We start from the raw sequence: 15,858 nt of genomic DNA, 5'->3' as shown, positions 1-15,858 counted from the left end.
GGATGGGTAGCATGGGGATACACGATTCGATCTCGTCGGCGTTTCAACGGGAGGAATTTCCGGATTTGGTGCCGTCGGATGATTCGTCGGACAAGCTGGGAAATGATCTATGCGCGAAACGACGCCAGTGCACAAAAATCGGCGCACTGGATAAAACTTTATCTCGAATCTATCCGAATCGCTTGCGTACCGCCGAGCTCTCAATCCACACTAATTCTCGGTACGGCGATCTCTACCAGGAGCTCCTAAAAGCGAGAAAAAGAATCTTCATCGATCAAAAAGGATGGGGACTTTCTGACGTCGATGGAATGGAGTTCGATCAGTACGACACCCCACAAAGCATTTCGGTGGTTATCCATGATTTCGGGGAGGTACTTGCGGGAATACGTCTGATGCCCACGAAAGCAAGATGTGGGTGCTACAGTTACATGTTGCGGGATGCTCAGCGTGGCCTGCTCGAAGATATACCTTCAAATATACTGTATGAGCGCGCTCCCGTGGCGGATCATATTTGGGAAGCTACACGACTGTTTGTGGCAGCAGATGTTCCGGCCGAACGACGAAGTCTCGTTCAGGCCCATTTGATGACCGAAATGGCAATAGTCGCCGTCCAACATGGTGCATCTCACGTCATTGGAATAGTTCCAGCCGTTTTTCGGAGATGGATGGCGCGGATAGGACTTAGCGCTCTGCCTCTCGGTCCAAAGATAGTCATCGATGGCGACAAGATACAAGCAGCAGTTATGCACGTTTCGCAATTAGCAATGCAATCAGATCAACAAACGTACATTAACTAAGGATTGCAACCGCACAATGAATTCACCCTATATCCCTCTGGCTGGGTGTATAGAAAGTTGGCAACTTTCGGGTAATCGCGCTTAGAAATCCGATTGCTTGGTCTGGCACCTGAGTTGCCGCATGCGGCAACTCAAGTTGGGCTTACCAGCTGTTGTAGTCAAGGTATTTGCCCGACATCTCGATCTCGACCCGGTCGCCTTTGGGATTTTCCTCACGGGTCACGGACATGTTGAAATCGATCGCAGACATGATGCCGTCGCCGAACTTTTCCTGAATAAGCGCCTTGAGCGTTGGCCCGTAGACCCCTACGACTTCGTAGAATCGATACATGCATGGGTCGGTTGGCACGGCCTGTTCCCAGATCTTGGTGGAGCTTTCGACCAGCACGCTTTCGGCCTCTTGGGGCAGGCCCATGACGCTGACCATCAGTTTGGCTTTGTCGGCAGGAAACGCGTTCATGCCCATGGCGGCTGAATGGGTCCAGACAGGGGACATGTCGATCTTTTCAGCGATTTGTTCCCATGTCAGTCCGGCCTGTTTCTTGGCCGAGAGGATCATTGCGGTTACGTCTTCTTTGATCACCAGTTCAGTCATAGCGAGGTCTGTCATGTTGGTCTCCTCCGGGCTTAGCTGTTCACCGCATGCAAGGCGGGTCGTGTGTCTTCTGGATCGTCGGGGGTTTCGGTTTTGTCGATCCGCACGGTTTCGTGTCTGTTGGTCTGACCGTCTTGCGTGAGCTGGCCTGCCAATTCTTTGGACCGTTTGCCAAGGAATTGGACGAGGTGGTTGCGGATCGCGTAATAGTTTGGATGTTCGACGATTTCGGTCCGGTTGCGCGGTCGCGGGATTGTGATCTTGACGCTTTCCGCGACGCGGACCTGCGGCCCGTTGGTCAATAGAAGGATGCGGTCGGCCAGCAGGATTGCTTCGTCGATACCGTGGGTGATCATGAAAACAGTTTGATCCATCTGGCCCCAGATTTTCAAAAGCTCGTCCTGAATGGTGCCCCGCGTCAGCGCATCAATCGCACCGAAGGGTTCATTAAGAAGCAGCAGTTTGGGGTGATTGGCAAATGCCCACGCGATGGACACAGGCTGGCGCATGCCACCTGACAGTTGGCTGGGTTTGCGGTAGATCACGTCCCCCTCAAGCCCGACCATAGCCAGGAAAGAGTAACCGAAAACTCCAGCTTCGAACGGTCCAGTTTTCAGGGGGCAGAGCACCTGAGTGTCCGCTGAATCGGGGGCAAGATCAGACTGTTCTTTCCAAAATCGAAATTTCGTCCAATAGGACAATTCGAAAAATGTGCCTGCTTTGCCTCACAACCCTAAACGCGAAGTCCCAAGCGGTTGTTGAAAAATATTTTCTGCCTCATTGTGAGAAGATGCGCGCGACAGAAATACGACATGGCAAGAGTTCACAAAATATGCCTCCGCCTCTTGGAATCATAGTCGCCGAAGACGACCTGATCCAGCGAACTTACCTGACAAGAGTAATCGAGAATCTTGGCTACAAGAGCTTTCCCGCCGAAGACGGGCAAGAAGCGCTTGACCTGATCAGAAAGACCGGCGCTCAAATCGTTATTAGCGACTACCGCATGCCTATCGTAGATGGCATTGAACTGACCAGACAGGTGCGTCGGCTCAACCTTGCCAACTACGTGCACATCATTTTGGTGACCGGCAGCGCAGAGGATGATGTTCGGGAGGCAGCCCTCGAAGCTGGGGCAGACGATTTCCTGAGCAAGGGCCGAAACGCTGCGGCGCTGCGGGCGCGTCTGCGCGCTGCATCGCGGTTGATCCACCATTCCCGAGAGTTGGCCGATCAGCATCGCATTCTCAAGGAAGCCAACGACCGCATCATCGAAGACCTCAAGGCCGCCGCCAATGCGCAGCGCCAACTGCTGCCGGACATCCACGCGGATATTCTTGGAACCCGGATCGCGTCGGCTTTTGTGCCGTCGGCGGTGGTCTCGGGCGACATGTTTGGATGTTTCGCCCTCGATGACAGCAGGGTCGGTTTCTACGCCGTGGATGTCTCTGGACATGGCATCCACGCCTCACTGCTGTCCGTCGCGATCGGCCACCTGATCACGCGCGATTACTTTGCCAACACTGTTTTGAGAAAGGGCATGCCTCCGGATCCCGCGGCGTTAGTCTTGGACCTCAACAAGCGCTTCAGCGCCTCGGAGAACGATGATTATTTCACAATGTTTTGTGGCGTACTCGACAATAATTCCGGGCGGCTGGACTATTGTCAGGCGGGTTACCCGTCACCGTTTTACATCGCGTCCGACAATAAAACCGAAGCCGTCGGTGATGGAGGTTTTCCGGTAGGGGTGTTTCTTGATGTCGACTATGAAAACAACACGATGAGCTTTGGAAAGGGTGAGGTTTTAGTGATTTGCTCCGACGCCGCGCAGGAGGCCGAAAACCCGCAAAAATCTCCGTACGGGTCTGAGCGTCTCAGGCAGACCATTCACCAAAACCGCGGCGCAAACACTGATGACATGCCCGATCTGATCGTGGAGGCACTGAACGACTGGCGCGGCGGCGCGGCACTGGAAGACGACCTGACCGTGGTGGCACTGAAAAGGAATTGAAAAGATGATCCATTCAACTTCGCACGCCAGTAAAATCACCGTGGTCCGACCGGGGGTGGAACGCCTGACGGCGATCAATGCCAAGACCTTTAAGGAAGAAGTCGTGGCCCTCGTCGATGCTGGCGCCAGCCAATTGGTGATCGACTTCAATGCCACCACTTTCCTGGACTCATCGGGCCTTGGTGCCCTGACCGGCGTACTCAAGAAGGTCGGTCACCGGGGGGAACTGGTAGTGTGCGGGTTGAACTCTGACGTCGAGCAGATGTTCAAGATCTGCCGCATGGACCGTGTCTTCACGATTTACATCGACGAAGCGGCTGCTATTCAAGGCCTTAGAGAAAAGTCGTGACCTTGCACACCTTCCGTATGTCCAATTCTCTCGAGGCGGTGGATCCGATGGTCCTCACGCTCTGTCGGCAAGTGGAAGGCCGCCTTTCAGGAGTTGCGCAGTCCCGTTTCGGCATCTGTCTGAGCGAGGCTCTGACCAATCTGGTCCTTCATGCACCGACCCCGCACAAGGAGGCGGTGATCGACATATCCCTAAGTATCGAAAAAGAAATCGTAGTCGAGTTGTTCGACCCGAAGGGCGCGCCTGCTTTCGATCCCCGCGAACAAGCGAGCGCCTTGTTGCAAGTTGACCCCATGGCCGAGTCCGGTCGGGGATTGGGGCTGATCATGGAATGTGCAGATCGCGTAGAGTATGGCGCGGTCGCAAAGAGAAACAGACTTATCCTTGGCTTTCGTTTGCAAGGATGAGCGATGATCCGTATCGATTATCCGCCCATTGTGATCGGAGTACGAAAATGAAGTTAAAAGCCTTGACAAAAAAAATTGCAGCTGGAGCAACGGTTTGTCTTTCTCTGATCGCATCCACCGAAACGCAGGCGCAAGATGAAACCAAGCCCGCTTCGCCGCGATCCGTGACGATCGACAACGTGACAGTCGACGGTGCGAGGTACAACAGCGTCACGATCACTTCCGAATCTCCGCTGATCATCGATTTCGATAGCGCCCGCGCTGATTCGGAATGCATTCGCGGACCGATAAAGATGTCCAGCGCTCATTTCGGACGCAGCGGCCCCTTGACTGAACGCGAAAACCAGATGGCGCGCGTTGCGTGGTCCTACTTCGAAAAGCGTTATCAGTCAGAGACCGGTCTTGTGAACGCCGTGGGGTCATTTCCATCGACCACTTTGTGGGATACGGCGTCTTACATCAGCGCACTGATTGCTGCTTTTGAGCTCTGCGTAATCGACAAGCAAGAATTCGATACTCGGGCAACTAAATTGATCAACACGCTGCGCAATCTGGATCTTTACCGCGGCGAAGCACCGAACAAGGTATACAATACAAAGACCGGTGCCAAAGTGAACTATGCAAACGAGGCGGGCGAAGTCGGCATGTCCGCGCTGGACATTGGTCGGATGCTTGTCTGGCTGCGAATTCTCAAGGAACGCCACCCACATCTTGCTAACAGCGTCGACAATGTTCCGCTTCGCTGGAGCTTTTGTAACTTGGTGAACGAAGACGGTCGGTTGTTCGGCTCATTCACGCAGGGGGACGGCAACACCCGCTATGTGCAAGAAGGGCGTCTTGGCTATGAGGAATACGCCGCCAAGGGCTTTGCGCTCTGGGGGTTCGAAGTGCCCCGCGCCATGTCGCCCGAACCTCTGTCCTATAAGATGATCTACGACGTCAAGATCCCCTACGATGGGCGCGACCCGCGCGTATTCAAGAATCAGAACTATGTTCTGACAGAAGGTTACCTGTTGGACGGGCTGGAGCTTGGGTGGGACATGCCCACTGATCGCAGCAATGATGGTCTGACTGCCTCGCATGGCTGGCGTGCTGAATTTGCCAACCGTATCTACCTTGTGCAGCAGCGCCGCTACGAACAGACCGGTATCGTCACTGCGCGATCCGAACACCAAGTGAATGGCAAGCCATATTTTGTCTACGACTCGATTTTTGCCAACGGTTATGCGTGGAATACGTTGGATCCGACGGGCGAATATCAGCCCGACCGCGCAGCCATCGCCGCCAAAGCTGCCATCGGTATGTGGGCTCTTTGGGATACGGACTACACCGACCTCTTGTTCGAAAGCGTGGCTGACCTGTATGAACCCGATCTCGGGTTCTATGAGGGCCTATACGAGAACGGAAACGGCTTCATCCCGCTGCAGACCGCCAACAACAACGGCATCATTATGGCCGCGCTTCTTTACAAGGTACAGGGACCGATCCTGCAACAGGTATCGACAAACACGCAGTTCTGGAACACGTCGTTTGCCGGGACCGATCTGCGCGACAACAAATGTCATCCTCGCCTGATGGAAGAGGTCGTGAACTGCTGTAACTGCGAAGGCGTGGACATTCCGCCGGTGATCCCGCTGGACGAATTCCTCTATTGCCGCCCCGTGCCAACTGCGGGCGAGACCGCCGCGACCAACTGCAGTACAGTAAAGCATAACCTTCCGGCACCGAAACCTCATCGCGTGCTGCCGAAGTCCTGCGTTGCCCCAGCTTCGGCAACCAATCCGTGAGCGGGAAACCTCGTCTTGTCTGGTTCGACGCCAATCGCGTGTTCGCCGCGATGGGGGTCGTGCTCATTCATTCCACCACTGACTTCGGCGGCAAACCCTTCGCTTACGCCGAGCCATCAGAGAGGTTGATACCACTTTTCCTCCGCTCCATCGGAGAGTTTTCCGGGTCGGAGATGTTCTTCTTCTTCTCGCTGTTCCTAATGGCGATGAGGGTAGACCGCAAATTGCCAAGCTACGGCTCGGCCATCGGAACGCAGGCCAAGCGCCTGCTGATCCCCTTTGCGTTCTGGGTGGTATTCTATTCCTTCTTCCGTCTGCTGAAGGCAGAGGCGTTCGACTACACTGATTACATTTGGGGCCAAGTTACTGAGGTCCAGAGTTGGTTCGGCTACTTCCTGCTGGGCAAAGTCCAGTATCACATGCACTTCCTGCCGACCCTATTTGCTCTGTTCCTGTTCTACCCATTGATGCGCGGCGCGACACGTTACCCGATCCTTGGGCTCACACTATTCCTGACTCTGGGCATCATGAACAACACTCAGGTTTGGGTCTGGGGGATTGGCCTGGAGCCCGACGTCAGGGATTACATCATCCGAGCGCTGAAAATCTTTGGCTATGTCGGATACGGGCTGGCGGCCTTCGCCCTCTACGGCCTGTGGAAACACGGCATCCCGCGCGGCGAAAGCCGTCTTATTCGGCGGGGCGGGCTCTACTTTGCAGCACTGGCTTATGTTGCTACGACCCCCTTCTTCGCGGTAGCCTACGAGACAGGAAATTGGGGCATACGCAGTGGATGGGATTTCTACGGCCACTTTCTGATGCCGATCTGTATCTTCCTGATCTTCCTCGGCGGCCAATACCTGGATTGGTCGTCGCGCTGGTCGAAATTGGCCAAATACACTTTCGGGGTCTACCTCGTGCACCCGGCAGTGATCGATCTCTATGACGTTGCGCTGTTCACCTCTGGCCTGTCTGACAGCATGTCGCCCACGGCCATCGTAATCCTGCGCTATGCGTTCGCGCTACCGGGGTCGTTCCTCGTCGCACTGAGCCTCTCGAAGATCGGCTTGCTGGCATGGACCGTCGGGCTGGGTCCGCCCCCGTGGGAAGCGCGCAAGGCGAAGGCACGCGCATGATCGACGACCAATATTTCCTCAAATTCGAGTATCGCACCCCGCCGCCTCCGCTGCACTACAACCCATGGCGAGAAGCGCTGTGGCAGTTTACTGTCACTGTCGCTCTCGTGGCCGGCGGCTGGTACATCTGGTGGCGTTGGGCGCATTCCCTGAATCCTGACGCGATGTGGTTCGCAATTCCGCTGGCCCTCGCAGAAACCTGCGCCTATTTCGGCATGCTGCTGTTCGCCTTCAACCTGTGGAAAGACGAACCGGTCAAGCTCGAAGAACCACCCGCGCTGCTGCGTGACGTCGATCCGAATCACCCAGAAGGTGGCCGACAGATTGTCATCGACGTGATGTTCGCCACCTACAACGAGGATCCCGAATTGGTGCGCTTGGGCATTCAGGACGCCAAGCGGATGACCTATCCGCATCCCATCGACGTACGTATTCACATCCTTGACGACGGCTGCCGCCACGAAATGCGCGCGGTCACCGAATCTGAAAGGGTGAACTACATCTCCCGCACCAGCAACGAGGGGTTCAAAGCCGGCAACCTGCGCAATGCCATGGAAGTGACGCATGGCGACTTCCTCGTGATCTGTGACGCGGACACGCGGCCCTTTCCGACGTTGCTGGAACACACGCTGGGATATTTTCGCGATCCGAAAATGGCCTGGGTCCAGACGCCTCAATGGTTCTATGACCTACCTGAGGGCGAGCGCTTGCCCGCCCGGCTGGCCAATTACATCGGCGCACCTGGGCGACTGCTTGGCCGAGGGATCGAAAAGGTGATCGGGCCCGTCATTTGCGGCGACGATCCTTTCGTGAACGACCCCAAGATGTTCTACGACATCATCCAGCGTCGGCGGAACTGGGTGAACGCCTCGTTCTGCTGCGGTGCCGGCTCGATCCACCGGCGCGAGGCGGTGATGGAGGCGGCCTTGCGCAGCTTCGGCAAGAAGGTTGAAGAACGCACCTGGGCCGTCGAAGAGGTCGTGACCGTCTCCTCAAAGGAACGCGACATTGCCCCCGAACTCATAGAGGCGATCAAGACCGAAGCCGCTGCTGACGAGGTGCTGACCCCATATCGGTTTCACGTCTCCGAGGACATCTATACGTCTATCGTCCTTCATTCAGACAGGGAACGAGGATGGAAGTCCAAGATGCACCCTATTGTCGAAAGTAAGATGCTTTCGCCGCAGGATTTGGTGACATGGACGGTCCAGCGCTTTAAATACGCGGGAGGCAGCCTTGATATTCTAATCAACGACAACCCGATTTTCCGGAGAGGTCTGACCCTTGGTCAGCGGCTTATGTACGGCACGACATTTTATTCCTACCTTGCACCGTTGTGGAACGTCATCTTTCTCTTCTCACCAGTGGTTTACCTGTTTACCGGCATATCGCCTGTTTCCGCCTACTCGACGGAATTCTTTCTTCATCTGGTCCCCTTCCTCGTGACACTTGAACTTGCCATCATGTTGGGAACTTGGGGTATCGCCGGATACGCGGCAAAGGCCAGTTACTTGGCGTTCTTCCCGCTGGGTCTCAAGAGCATACTGACCGTAGCGCGAGGTCAAAAGATATCGTTCAAGGTGACGCCCAAGGTCCGCCAATCGGGCAATTTCCTGGGTCTCGTACGGCCCCAGATCGCGGTAGTGGTCCTTACTCTGGCCGGTGCTATCTGGGGGGGCGGAGCGCTCTGGCTGGGCAACACCAGTCACTCCGCCAGCGGCGTGGTGGCAAACGTGCTTTGGGGGCTGAACAACTGTTTCGCTATGGGTGGGATAATAGCGGCCGCGATGTGGCGACCACCTGAATCTGATGAGGATCAAGCTGCATGAGCTTTCGAGAGAACTTGATAAACGCGCGCAGCCATATCGTCTTTTTGTTGGCGCTGGGATGTGGTCTGGCGCTTGTCATTTCGCTGGAACAGAACATGCCTTCGGATCCCCCCTCTGCCGCGCCGCCCGTACCGCGTGCGCAACCTTCGGAATTCTCGGTGCCACTGGATTTGCCTGCTCCCATTGATGCTTTCGGCGATGTCGAGCCGCTGGCCCTTTCCATCACCGGCGCAAGCCGCCCCGAGGATCTGGCCCATGCCCGCATCGCTTGGACCTATTTCGAGAACAACACCAATCCTGACACGGGCCTTGTCAACTCCGCTGACAAATACCCCTCGACCACCATGTGGGAAACGGGATCCTATTTTGTCGCTGTTATTTCTGCTGACTTGTTGGGGTTGATTGATGCCGATGAGGCCACAGTGCGCCTCGACCGTGCGCTGGAAACCTTGGCAACCATAAGGCTATTCGACGACATTCTGCCGAACAAAGCCTACAACGTTCAATCCGGCGAACTGGTGGATTACACCAACAAACCGGTCGAGCGTGGCCTTGGTTGGTCTGCGTTGGACATCGCACGCATGGTCGGCGCAATGAGCCATGCCGAGAACAACTACCCGGGTCTTGCGCCAAAGGTTGCCGCGGTCATGAATCATTGGGACCTCGATCAGATGGTCGATGACGGTCAGCTCATCGGCGGCAACATCGGCGAAGACGGTTTGCGCCGCGACCAGGAAGGCCGTATCGGCTATGGTCAGTATGCCGCTAAGGCCATGATGCTCTACGGTTTCGACATGGTGCACGCCTACGACGCCGAAGCGCATCTGATGGTCAAAGAAGTCGAAGACCAGCCAATTCCGGTGGATGATCGTTTACACCGCAACGTCACGCCAGCATTCACTGTATCGGAGCCCTATCTATTTGACGGGCTGGAGTTTGGCTTTGATGCACGTTCACATCGTTTTGCCACCGCGATTTACAGGGCCCAAGAAGCACGTTGGCGCGAGACCGGCCAGTTGACCGCGGTGAGCGAGTCGCACCTCGATGAGGCGCCTTACTTCATCTATTCGACGATCTGGGGCGGCGGTGCACCTTGGGCCGTCATGACCTTCCAAGGGGATCGATTGGACAGCAAACGCACCGTCACGGTCAAAACAGCTTTTGCCTGGGATTCGCTTTTCGGCACAGAGTACACCCGCGAGCTGGTTGATGCCTTGGCTCCGTTGGGGGACACAGAGCGTGGCTGGCCCGAAGGGTTGTATGAGGCTGACGGATCGATCAATGGGTCCTTCACCACCAATACAAACGCCGTCGTTCTGGCTGCACTTGCGTTCCGCGTACACGGACCCTTGGCCCGGGCGGATCTGTGATGCGGTCGGGCCTGCATCCTTGGACTGTCTGTGTTTTGGTCCATCCGCTTCTGGCCGGACCGGCTTTCGCCGCGCCCTGTGTGGGCCCAACTTTTGACCAGCCATTTCCCGGGGCTACGGACGTGTTGACCCGTTATGCCGATGTTCCTTCGCCGCGTTTCCCAGGCCTATGGCAGGAAGGTCGGATCAACGGCGATCGCTACTTCCTCTATGCCAATGGCGAGGCAACCCTTGAGAACGGCGGTGCCGAGCCCGACTGGTCAATTACTGTTCTGTGCGACCTTGAAGCCAGAACATGTACTGAAACCGCCGAGGGTTCCCCACCCGAGGCTGCTTTTCTGGTTGCTAACTTGATGGGGCAGTGTTTCGTTGCACCGGACAACCTCAAGACGCCTGCCATCACTGCTCCCGGACCAGCCCTTGTCGCTCCCGCGACAGAGGGATGGGACGTGACCCCGAAACCAGGGGAGCCGGTTGCAGAAACAACCGACCCAGAGCCCACTTCCGCCGCATGCGGGTTGGCGGCTGTTCCAGATGAAGATCCAGGCACCACGCTGCAACTCTTGCTGGTCGAGGCGGATGTCGATCCCGGCCCCATCGACGGGCTGCCCGGCCGGAATACCAGACAAGCCCTTGTTCAGGTGTTGGGGGAGAGCGCCGAGGATCTCGAGCTCGAAGCGGCGGTTGCCGCTCTGAATGCTTTCTTGTGTCGGACAACAGACTAACCGACAATGCCAGAGTTGCGCGTTTTAGAACTGACGGGCCACCGTCGGGTGTCTGTTTTGAGGGTTAGTGTATCGTCAGCCCTTGGTCCATTGGTACGATGCTTTTCGGCGCAAGCGGACGGTAGCGAAATGAGCCGCGCGTCTTGATCGGGTAATCCTCCCCAAACCTATGGGTGTCAATCGGCACGCAATCTTGGCTCTGACGCACATCGTGTGATGTTTTGCGGCATAGCCCCTACATTTGGCGTATAATCTGAAGGGATGAGCGCCATGACAGGACGTTTCGACACCAGGCTGTTGCCTGAAGGGCTTCGCGCAACTGGATACAGCGCAGATGGCGCGATCCTTGCGATTGACGCAGAGGTCATTGATGCCGAGGTGATCTGTCCGGGTTGCGGGCAGCGGTCTTCCCGTCGGCATGGACGTTATGTCCGGCACCTCAAGGATTTTCCAGCGCATGGTCGTTCCGTGCAGGTGCGCTTGTCAGTGCAGCGGTTCCGTTGTGTTGAGGCGCACTGCGCCACGAAAACTTTCAGCGAGAAAGTCCCGGAGTGCCTTGCGTGCCGTCATGGTCGTCGGACCGGGCGATTTCAGGACCTCGTCGCCTACCTCGGCCGTGCGATGGGCGGTCGGCCAGCCCAGGCACTTGGGCGGCGACTGCGGTTCGGCTTGAGCAAGGATACCTTCCTCCGTGGGGCTGCGTCAGGTGTGCGGACCATGGGCTGTGAACCGCGCGTCATCGGGATCGACGACTGGGCCTGGCGCAAGGGACAGCGCTATGGAACGCTGATCTGCGATCTCGAGCGGCGTGCCGTTATCGACCTGCTGCCGGATCGCGAGCCTGCGACGGTCGCTGCCTGGCTGCGTCAGCATCCGCAGATCGAAGTCGTCGCTCGTGACCGAAACGGCGGATACAGGCAGGCAATCTCCGAAGCGCTCCCTGATGCGACCCAGGTTGCCGACCGTTGGCATCTCTTGCAGAACGCGAGCGATGCGTTTTTGGCCGCCGTCCGTCGCGCAATGCCCACCATAAGAAGAACGGCCTGCAGCGCCGAGCTGGACCCCGGCATTCTGACTGCGGCGGAGCGCCTGCAATTCGAAGGTTTTCAGCGGCGCCAGCAAACCAACGTGATGATCCAGCGCATGGGGTCCGAAGGTGTGCCCATCAAGCGGATCGTGCGGATCACTGGTCTGAGCCGGGGTCTTGTCCGGCGCGTCCTCCGTGACGAACGAGAAGACGTCTTCCGGCTGCGACAAAGCAGCCTTACTCCCTGGTTCCCGCTGTTGGAGAAGCATTGGCTGGACGGATGTCGCAATGGCGCTGAACTCTGGCGCCGACTGCGGTCGAACGGCTTCCAAGGAAGTCTCCGTGTCGTCGGTGAATGGGCCACGCGTCAACGCCGCGCCGAGGCCGCCATCCCCCACGGCTCAGGCAAATGTCCTCCGAGCCGCAAGATTGCCCGCATGATGGCCTCTGGTCGGCACCAGCTCTCGAAGGCGGACAGCATATTCGTCACGCAGGTCGAGCACGCTCTGCCGCAACTGGCGCAGGACCGTCGGCTCCTCGATGCCTTCACCTCCATGGTCCGCAACAGCGAGGAGGACGGGCTGGCTGACTGGTTGGATCAGGCGAAGGCGTCTGGGCTGGCGGCCTTTTCGCGCGGGCTCTCTGCCGATCTCGACGCGGTTGCGGCGGCGCTTCGCGAGCCTTGGTCCAACGGCCAGACTGAAGGCCAGATCAACAGGCTGAAGATGCTGAAACGGCAGATGTATGGTGCCGCCGGTATCGACCTCCTCCTCGCACGCCTCCAACATTCGGCATGATGGCACCACAGAAATTGAGTCGGACCCCAATCTTGACCCTCTATTGGAGTGCGCCCCTCGGGGTAGACCGGTCAGGCGGCTCTTTTTGACCGGGTCACGGCGCACCTTTGAGACAAGCTCGCCGCAGTGCGTTTCCGGGTGATTGACAGGTCCAGGGAAAGACACGTGTCTGGTCGGTCGCTGTTTGGGTCAAACCAACCGGGAAGCCATGCGGCACCAACCCAGCGAACGGTCGATCGGTGTTTGAGTCAAACCACCCGAGAACTGGCACCAATCGTATGACTATCCGTATTGAGTATCTCCGGTTGGCCGTGCCGAGCCAGCGCCTCCTCGAGGGCCTCAATGCAGAAGTCTGCCTCCAGCTTGATCGACACACGCCAGGACCGCACCCGGCGGGTGAACCAGTCCAGAACGGCGGCCAAGTAGATGAAGCCCCGGGCCATTGGAATGTAGGTGATGTCCATTGCCCAAACTTGGTTTGGCCGGGTCACGGCCAGCTTGAGCAGCAGATAAGGGTAGATCTTGTGCCCCGGTGCCGGTTTCGACGTGTTTGGCTTGCGATAGAGCGCCTCGATGCCCCGGCGCTTCATCAGCGTGGCGATGTGCAACCGCCCAACCTTGAAGCCTTCCTGGACCAGCAGCCCCCGCAGCATCCGGCTGCCCGCAAACGGGAACTCCATGTGCAGCCTGTCGATCCGGTGCATCAGCTTCAGATCAGCGTCTGACACCGGGCGCGGATTGTAGTAGAGGCTGCCCCGGCTAATCCCCAGCACCTTGGCCTGATGGTCGAAACTTGGCTTCGCTGTGCGGTCGATCATTAGCTTGCGCTCGGCAGCAGACCCGCCTTGCCGAGCGCGCCGGACAAAAAATCGTTCTCCAGCGTCCGCTCCCCGATCTTGGCATGCAGGGTCTTCACGTCGATCATCGGTTCCGGAACCGTCTTCAGGCCGTCGCCGAAGACCCCGGTCGCGCCCTCAAGTAGCTGATCACGCCACTGCTTGATCTGGTTCGGGTGGACGTCGAAATCCTGCGCCAGCTCAATCAGAGTCCTCTCGCCCTTGATCGCGGCTAAAGCCACTTTCGCAATGAATGCCGGGCTGTGGTTCCGGCGCGGTCGTCTTGCCATGGTCTTCTCCTCGCTCGCAGCATCATGCTGCTGTTGCGCGGAAAATCCACTTGTCCCGGCTGTTCAGATTTCCGGAACCACTTCTCCTCAACGATGCGAAGCTTCTCAGATGACGACCAGCGACGCCTGCGACCGCCATCGGTGATGATCTCATAGTCAGACATAAGCACGTGCTTAGGGCTATCCCTAAGCCTCCATGGTTATGCCTGAATGTCCGGTCGAAAGTGGGGCCAGGTCACTATACCAGCGGCTGATCCGCCCTTTTGTTAACCCAATATTAACCATATTCGGGTTCACTAATGCAGAAAATTGGAGGGACGCTATGGACTGTAATCGAGAAAAACGGCTTGAAGAGGCCCTCCTCGAGTACATTGAGCGCTACGGGCTCACAGCCAGGGCGCGCGCCGTCTTCAACGGATACGTCGAAGATTTGGTTCACACTGCCGAGACCAGATCTGAGAGCGATTGCCACTATGATGGCGCTTCCGAGATATGCGCAAAAGTTGGTGACGCTTGATCAGGCGGCGGCTTGAACGTGGCGGAGCCCGTCGCGGAACTCAACCCCTTCAATGATCTCGGGCAGGCGGTTCTGGCCGTCGAGCTTTTGCCATTACCTCTGCGCCGACATCATCAGCTTGAACGCCATGGCCAGACCGGTCTTGCGGCTGAGGCAGCCCTTGGTGCGTTTCGGCCGGTGCCGGACGGTGGCGAAGGTGCTCTCGATCGGATTTGACGTCCGGATGTGTTTCCAGTGTTCCGCCGGTTAGTCGTAGAAGGTCAGCAGCGCTTCCCGGTCTTTGATCAGCTTTGCAACCGCCTTGTCCCATTTCACGCCGTAGGTTTCGAAGAAGAAGTCGAAGGCGGTGTTCGCCTTGGCCTTTGTCTCGGCCTGCCAGATGTCGTGCAGATGCCCCTTCGCCTTGGCTTGGATGGATTGTGGCATCGCGTTCAGCACGTTCATCGTCTTGTGGACCCACCAGCGCTGTTCCCGCGTCGTGGCGAATACCTCGCGCAGCGCGGTCCAGAACCCCAGGGCACCGTCACCGACGGCCAGCTTGGGTCCTGCCTCAGGCCACGGAGCTTGAGATCGAGCAGCACCTCGCGCCAGCTTTGCGTGCTTTCGCGGAAGCCGTCGGTCATGGCCAGCAGCTCCTTCCAACCGTATTCGTCCGCCCCGACGATCACCAGAACGCATTGTTTTTCCTCAGCCATCCGAGGCTTGAAGTAGACGCCATCGGCCCAGATATAGAGGAACCGCCGCGTGCCGAGGTCGCGTTTCTGCCAAGCCTTATAGTCGTGCCACCAGTCGGCCTTCAGCCGGGTGACAGTCTTGGCAGACAGGCTCTTGGCATTTGGGCCCAGCAGGGCCTCCAAAGCCTCGGTAAAGTCGCCTGTGGACACGCCCTTGAGTTAAAGCCAAGGCAGCAGGCCCTCGACCGTTTTTTTCCTTGCTCAGATACCGCGGCAGGATGCTGGGCGTGAAGGTGGTCTTGTTCTCGCCAGCCCCCCGATCCCGAATACGCGGCACCTTCACCGGCACCGGACCAATGCCGGTCAGAACTTCGCGCTCCGGCAGATGACCATGGCGAACCAGGAGCGCCCGCCCTCCCTCGAGCCTTTCCCCGGAAAAGATGTTCATAAGCGCGGCCAGTTCCGCGTGGATCGCCTGTTCGATCAACTGGCGCGCCCCGTCGCGCAGGACGTCGGTGAACGGGTCGGAACCAAATCCTGATGGATCGGGCAGCTTGGTGATGGTAGTCTCTGACATGTGGCATATCCCTTTCTTGTCTTATGATTTTGGCAGCTCCCGTTGCATGATGGGAGCCATCACGCTGATCGCGCAAATTGGCGTGATAGCGGGGGATGGATCGTACCCCTCTGGGTCATGATGGACCGATGCCGAGT

The 15,858-nt window shown here is 57.5% G+C and carries 12 protein-coding genes and 3 pseudogenes; 10 read left to right on the top strand and 5 right to left on the bottom strand.

Annotated elements, in window-relative coordinates; all coding sequences use genetic code 11:
* Positions 1 to 11: 11 nt before the first annotated feature.
* Positions 12 to 797, top strand: a complete 786-nt coding sequence (locus ACXYMN_RS18485) for an acyl-homoserine-lactone synthase (RefSeq protein WP_459015411.1) — start codon at positions 12 to 14, stop codon at positions 795 to 797.
* A gap of 142 nt (positions 798 to 939) precedes the next feature.
* Here the strand turns inward: ACXYMN_RS18485 and cynS are convergent, their stop codons facing one another.
* Positions 940 to 1,407: a cyanase gene (cynS, locus tag ACXYMN_RS18480; RefSeq protein WP_459015409.1), complete on the bottom strand. Its 468-nt coding sequence runs from the start codon at positions 1,405 to 1,407 to the stop codon at positions 940 to 942.
* 17 nt (positions 1,408 to 1,424) lie between these two features.
* The gene (locus ACXYMN_RS18475) at positions 1,425 to 1,958 is read right to left on the bottom strand and encodes an ATP-binding cassette domain-containing protein (RefSeq protein WP_459015453.1); all 534 of its coding nucleotides are present in this window, start codon (positions 1,956 to 1,958) and stop codon (positions 1,425 to 1,427) included.
* A 224-nt stretch (positions 1,959 to 2,182) separates the two neighbouring features.
* Here ACXYMN_RS18475 and ACXYMN_RS18470 point away from each other — a divergent pair, with 224 nt between their 5' ends.
* From ACXYMN_RS18470 to ACXYMN_RS18430, 9 genes are all read left to right on the top strand, one after another.
* Positions 2,183 to 3,400, top strand: coding sequence for a PP2C family protein-serine/threonine phosphatase (locus ACXYMN_RS18470; protein ID WP_459015407.1), 1,218 nt, complete (start codon positions 2,183 to 2,185; stop codon positions 3,398 to 3,400).
* Between the two features lie 4 nt (positions 3,401 to 3,404).
* Complete coding sequence (locus tag ACXYMN_RS18465) at positions 3,405 to 3,749, top strand: STAS domain-containing protein (protein WP_459015406.1); 345 nt, start codon at positions 3,405 to 3,407, stop codon at positions 3,747 to 3,749.
* A complete protein-coding gene (locus ACXYMN_RS18460; protein WP_459015405.1) occupies positions 3,746 to 4,156 on the top strand; it encodes an ATP-binding protein in 411 nt (136 codons plus the stop codon). The genes ACXYMN_RS18465 and ACXYMN_RS18460 overlap by 4 nt, the downstream gene beginning before the upstream one ends.
* 47 nt (positions 4,157 to 4,203) lie before the next feature.
* Positions 4,204 to 5,943: a DUF3131 domain-containing protein gene (locus ACXYMN_RS18455; protein WP_459015403.1), complete on the top strand. Its 1,740-nt coding sequence runs from the start codon at positions 4,204 to 4,206 to the stop codon at positions 5,941 to 5,943.
* The gene (locus ACXYMN_RS18450; RefSeq protein ID WP_459015401.1) at positions 5,940 to 7,079 is read left to right on the top strand and encodes an acyltransferase; all 1,140 of its coding nucleotides are present in this window, start codon (positions 5,940 to 5,942) and stop codon (positions 7,077 to 7,079) included. The genes ACXYMN_RS18455 and ACXYMN_RS18450 overlap by 4 nt, the downstream gene beginning before the upstream one ends.
* Positions 7,076 to 8,908 carry a glycosyltransferase family 2 protein gene (locus ACXYMN_RS18445; protein ID WP_459015400.1) on the top strand — a complete coding sequence of 611 codons (1,833 nt, stop codon included), beginning with the start codon at positions 7,076 to 7,078 and terminating at the stop codon, positions 8,906 to 8,908. Before ACXYMN_RS18450 ends, ACXYMN_RS18445 begins: the two co-directional genes overlap by 4 nt.
* The gene (locus ACXYMN_RS18440; RefSeq protein ID WP_459015398.1) at positions 8,905 to 10,278 is read left to right on the top strand and encodes a DUF3131 domain-containing protein; all 1,374 of its coding nucleotides are present in this window, start codon (positions 8,905 to 8,907) and stop codon (positions 10,276 to 10,278) included. Before ACXYMN_RS18445 ends, ACXYMN_RS18440 begins: the two co-directional genes overlap by 4 nt.
* Before the next feature lie 125 nt (positions 10,279 to 10,403).
* The gene (locus ACXYMN_RS18435) at positions 10,404 to 11,003 is read left to right on the top strand and encodes a hypothetical protein (RefSeq protein WP_459015396.1); all 600 of its coding nucleotides are present in this window, start codon (positions 10,404 to 10,406) and stop codon (positions 11,001 to 11,003) included.
* Between the two features lie 270 nt (positions 11,004 to 11,273).
* Positions 11,274 to 12,827, top strand: a complete 1,554-nt coding sequence (locus ACXYMN_RS18430; RefSeq protein WP_459015394.1) for an ISL3 family transposase — start codon at positions 11,274 to 11,276, stop codon at positions 12,825 to 12,827.
* A gap of 284 nt (positions 12,828 to 13,111) precedes the next feature.
* On the opposite strand, the pseudogene ACXYMN_RS18425 reads toward ACXYMN_RS18430, so the two are convergent.
* From ACXYMN_RS18425 to ACXYMN_RS18415, 3 pseudogenes are all read right to left on the bottom strand, one after another.
* Positions 13,112 to 13,953, bottom strand: a pseudogene (locus tag ACXYMN_RS18425) (IS3 family transposase); the annotation flags it as partial.
* Between the two features lie 83 nt (positions 13,954 to 14,036).
* Positions 14,037 to 14,117: pseudogene (locus tag ACXYMN_RS18420) on the bottom strand (IS66-like element accessory protein TnpA); the annotation flags it as partial.
* Positions 14,118 to 14,470: 353 nt separating this feature from the next.
* Positions 14,471 to 15,721: pseudogene (locus ACXYMN_RS18415) on the bottom strand (IS256 family transposase).
* Positions 15,722 to 15,858: the final 137 nt, after the last annotated feature.

The sequence above is a fragment of the Roseivivax sp. CAU 1753 genome, assembly GCF_054482575.1.
This window is presented reverse-complemented; position numbering and strand designations above follow the sequence as displayed.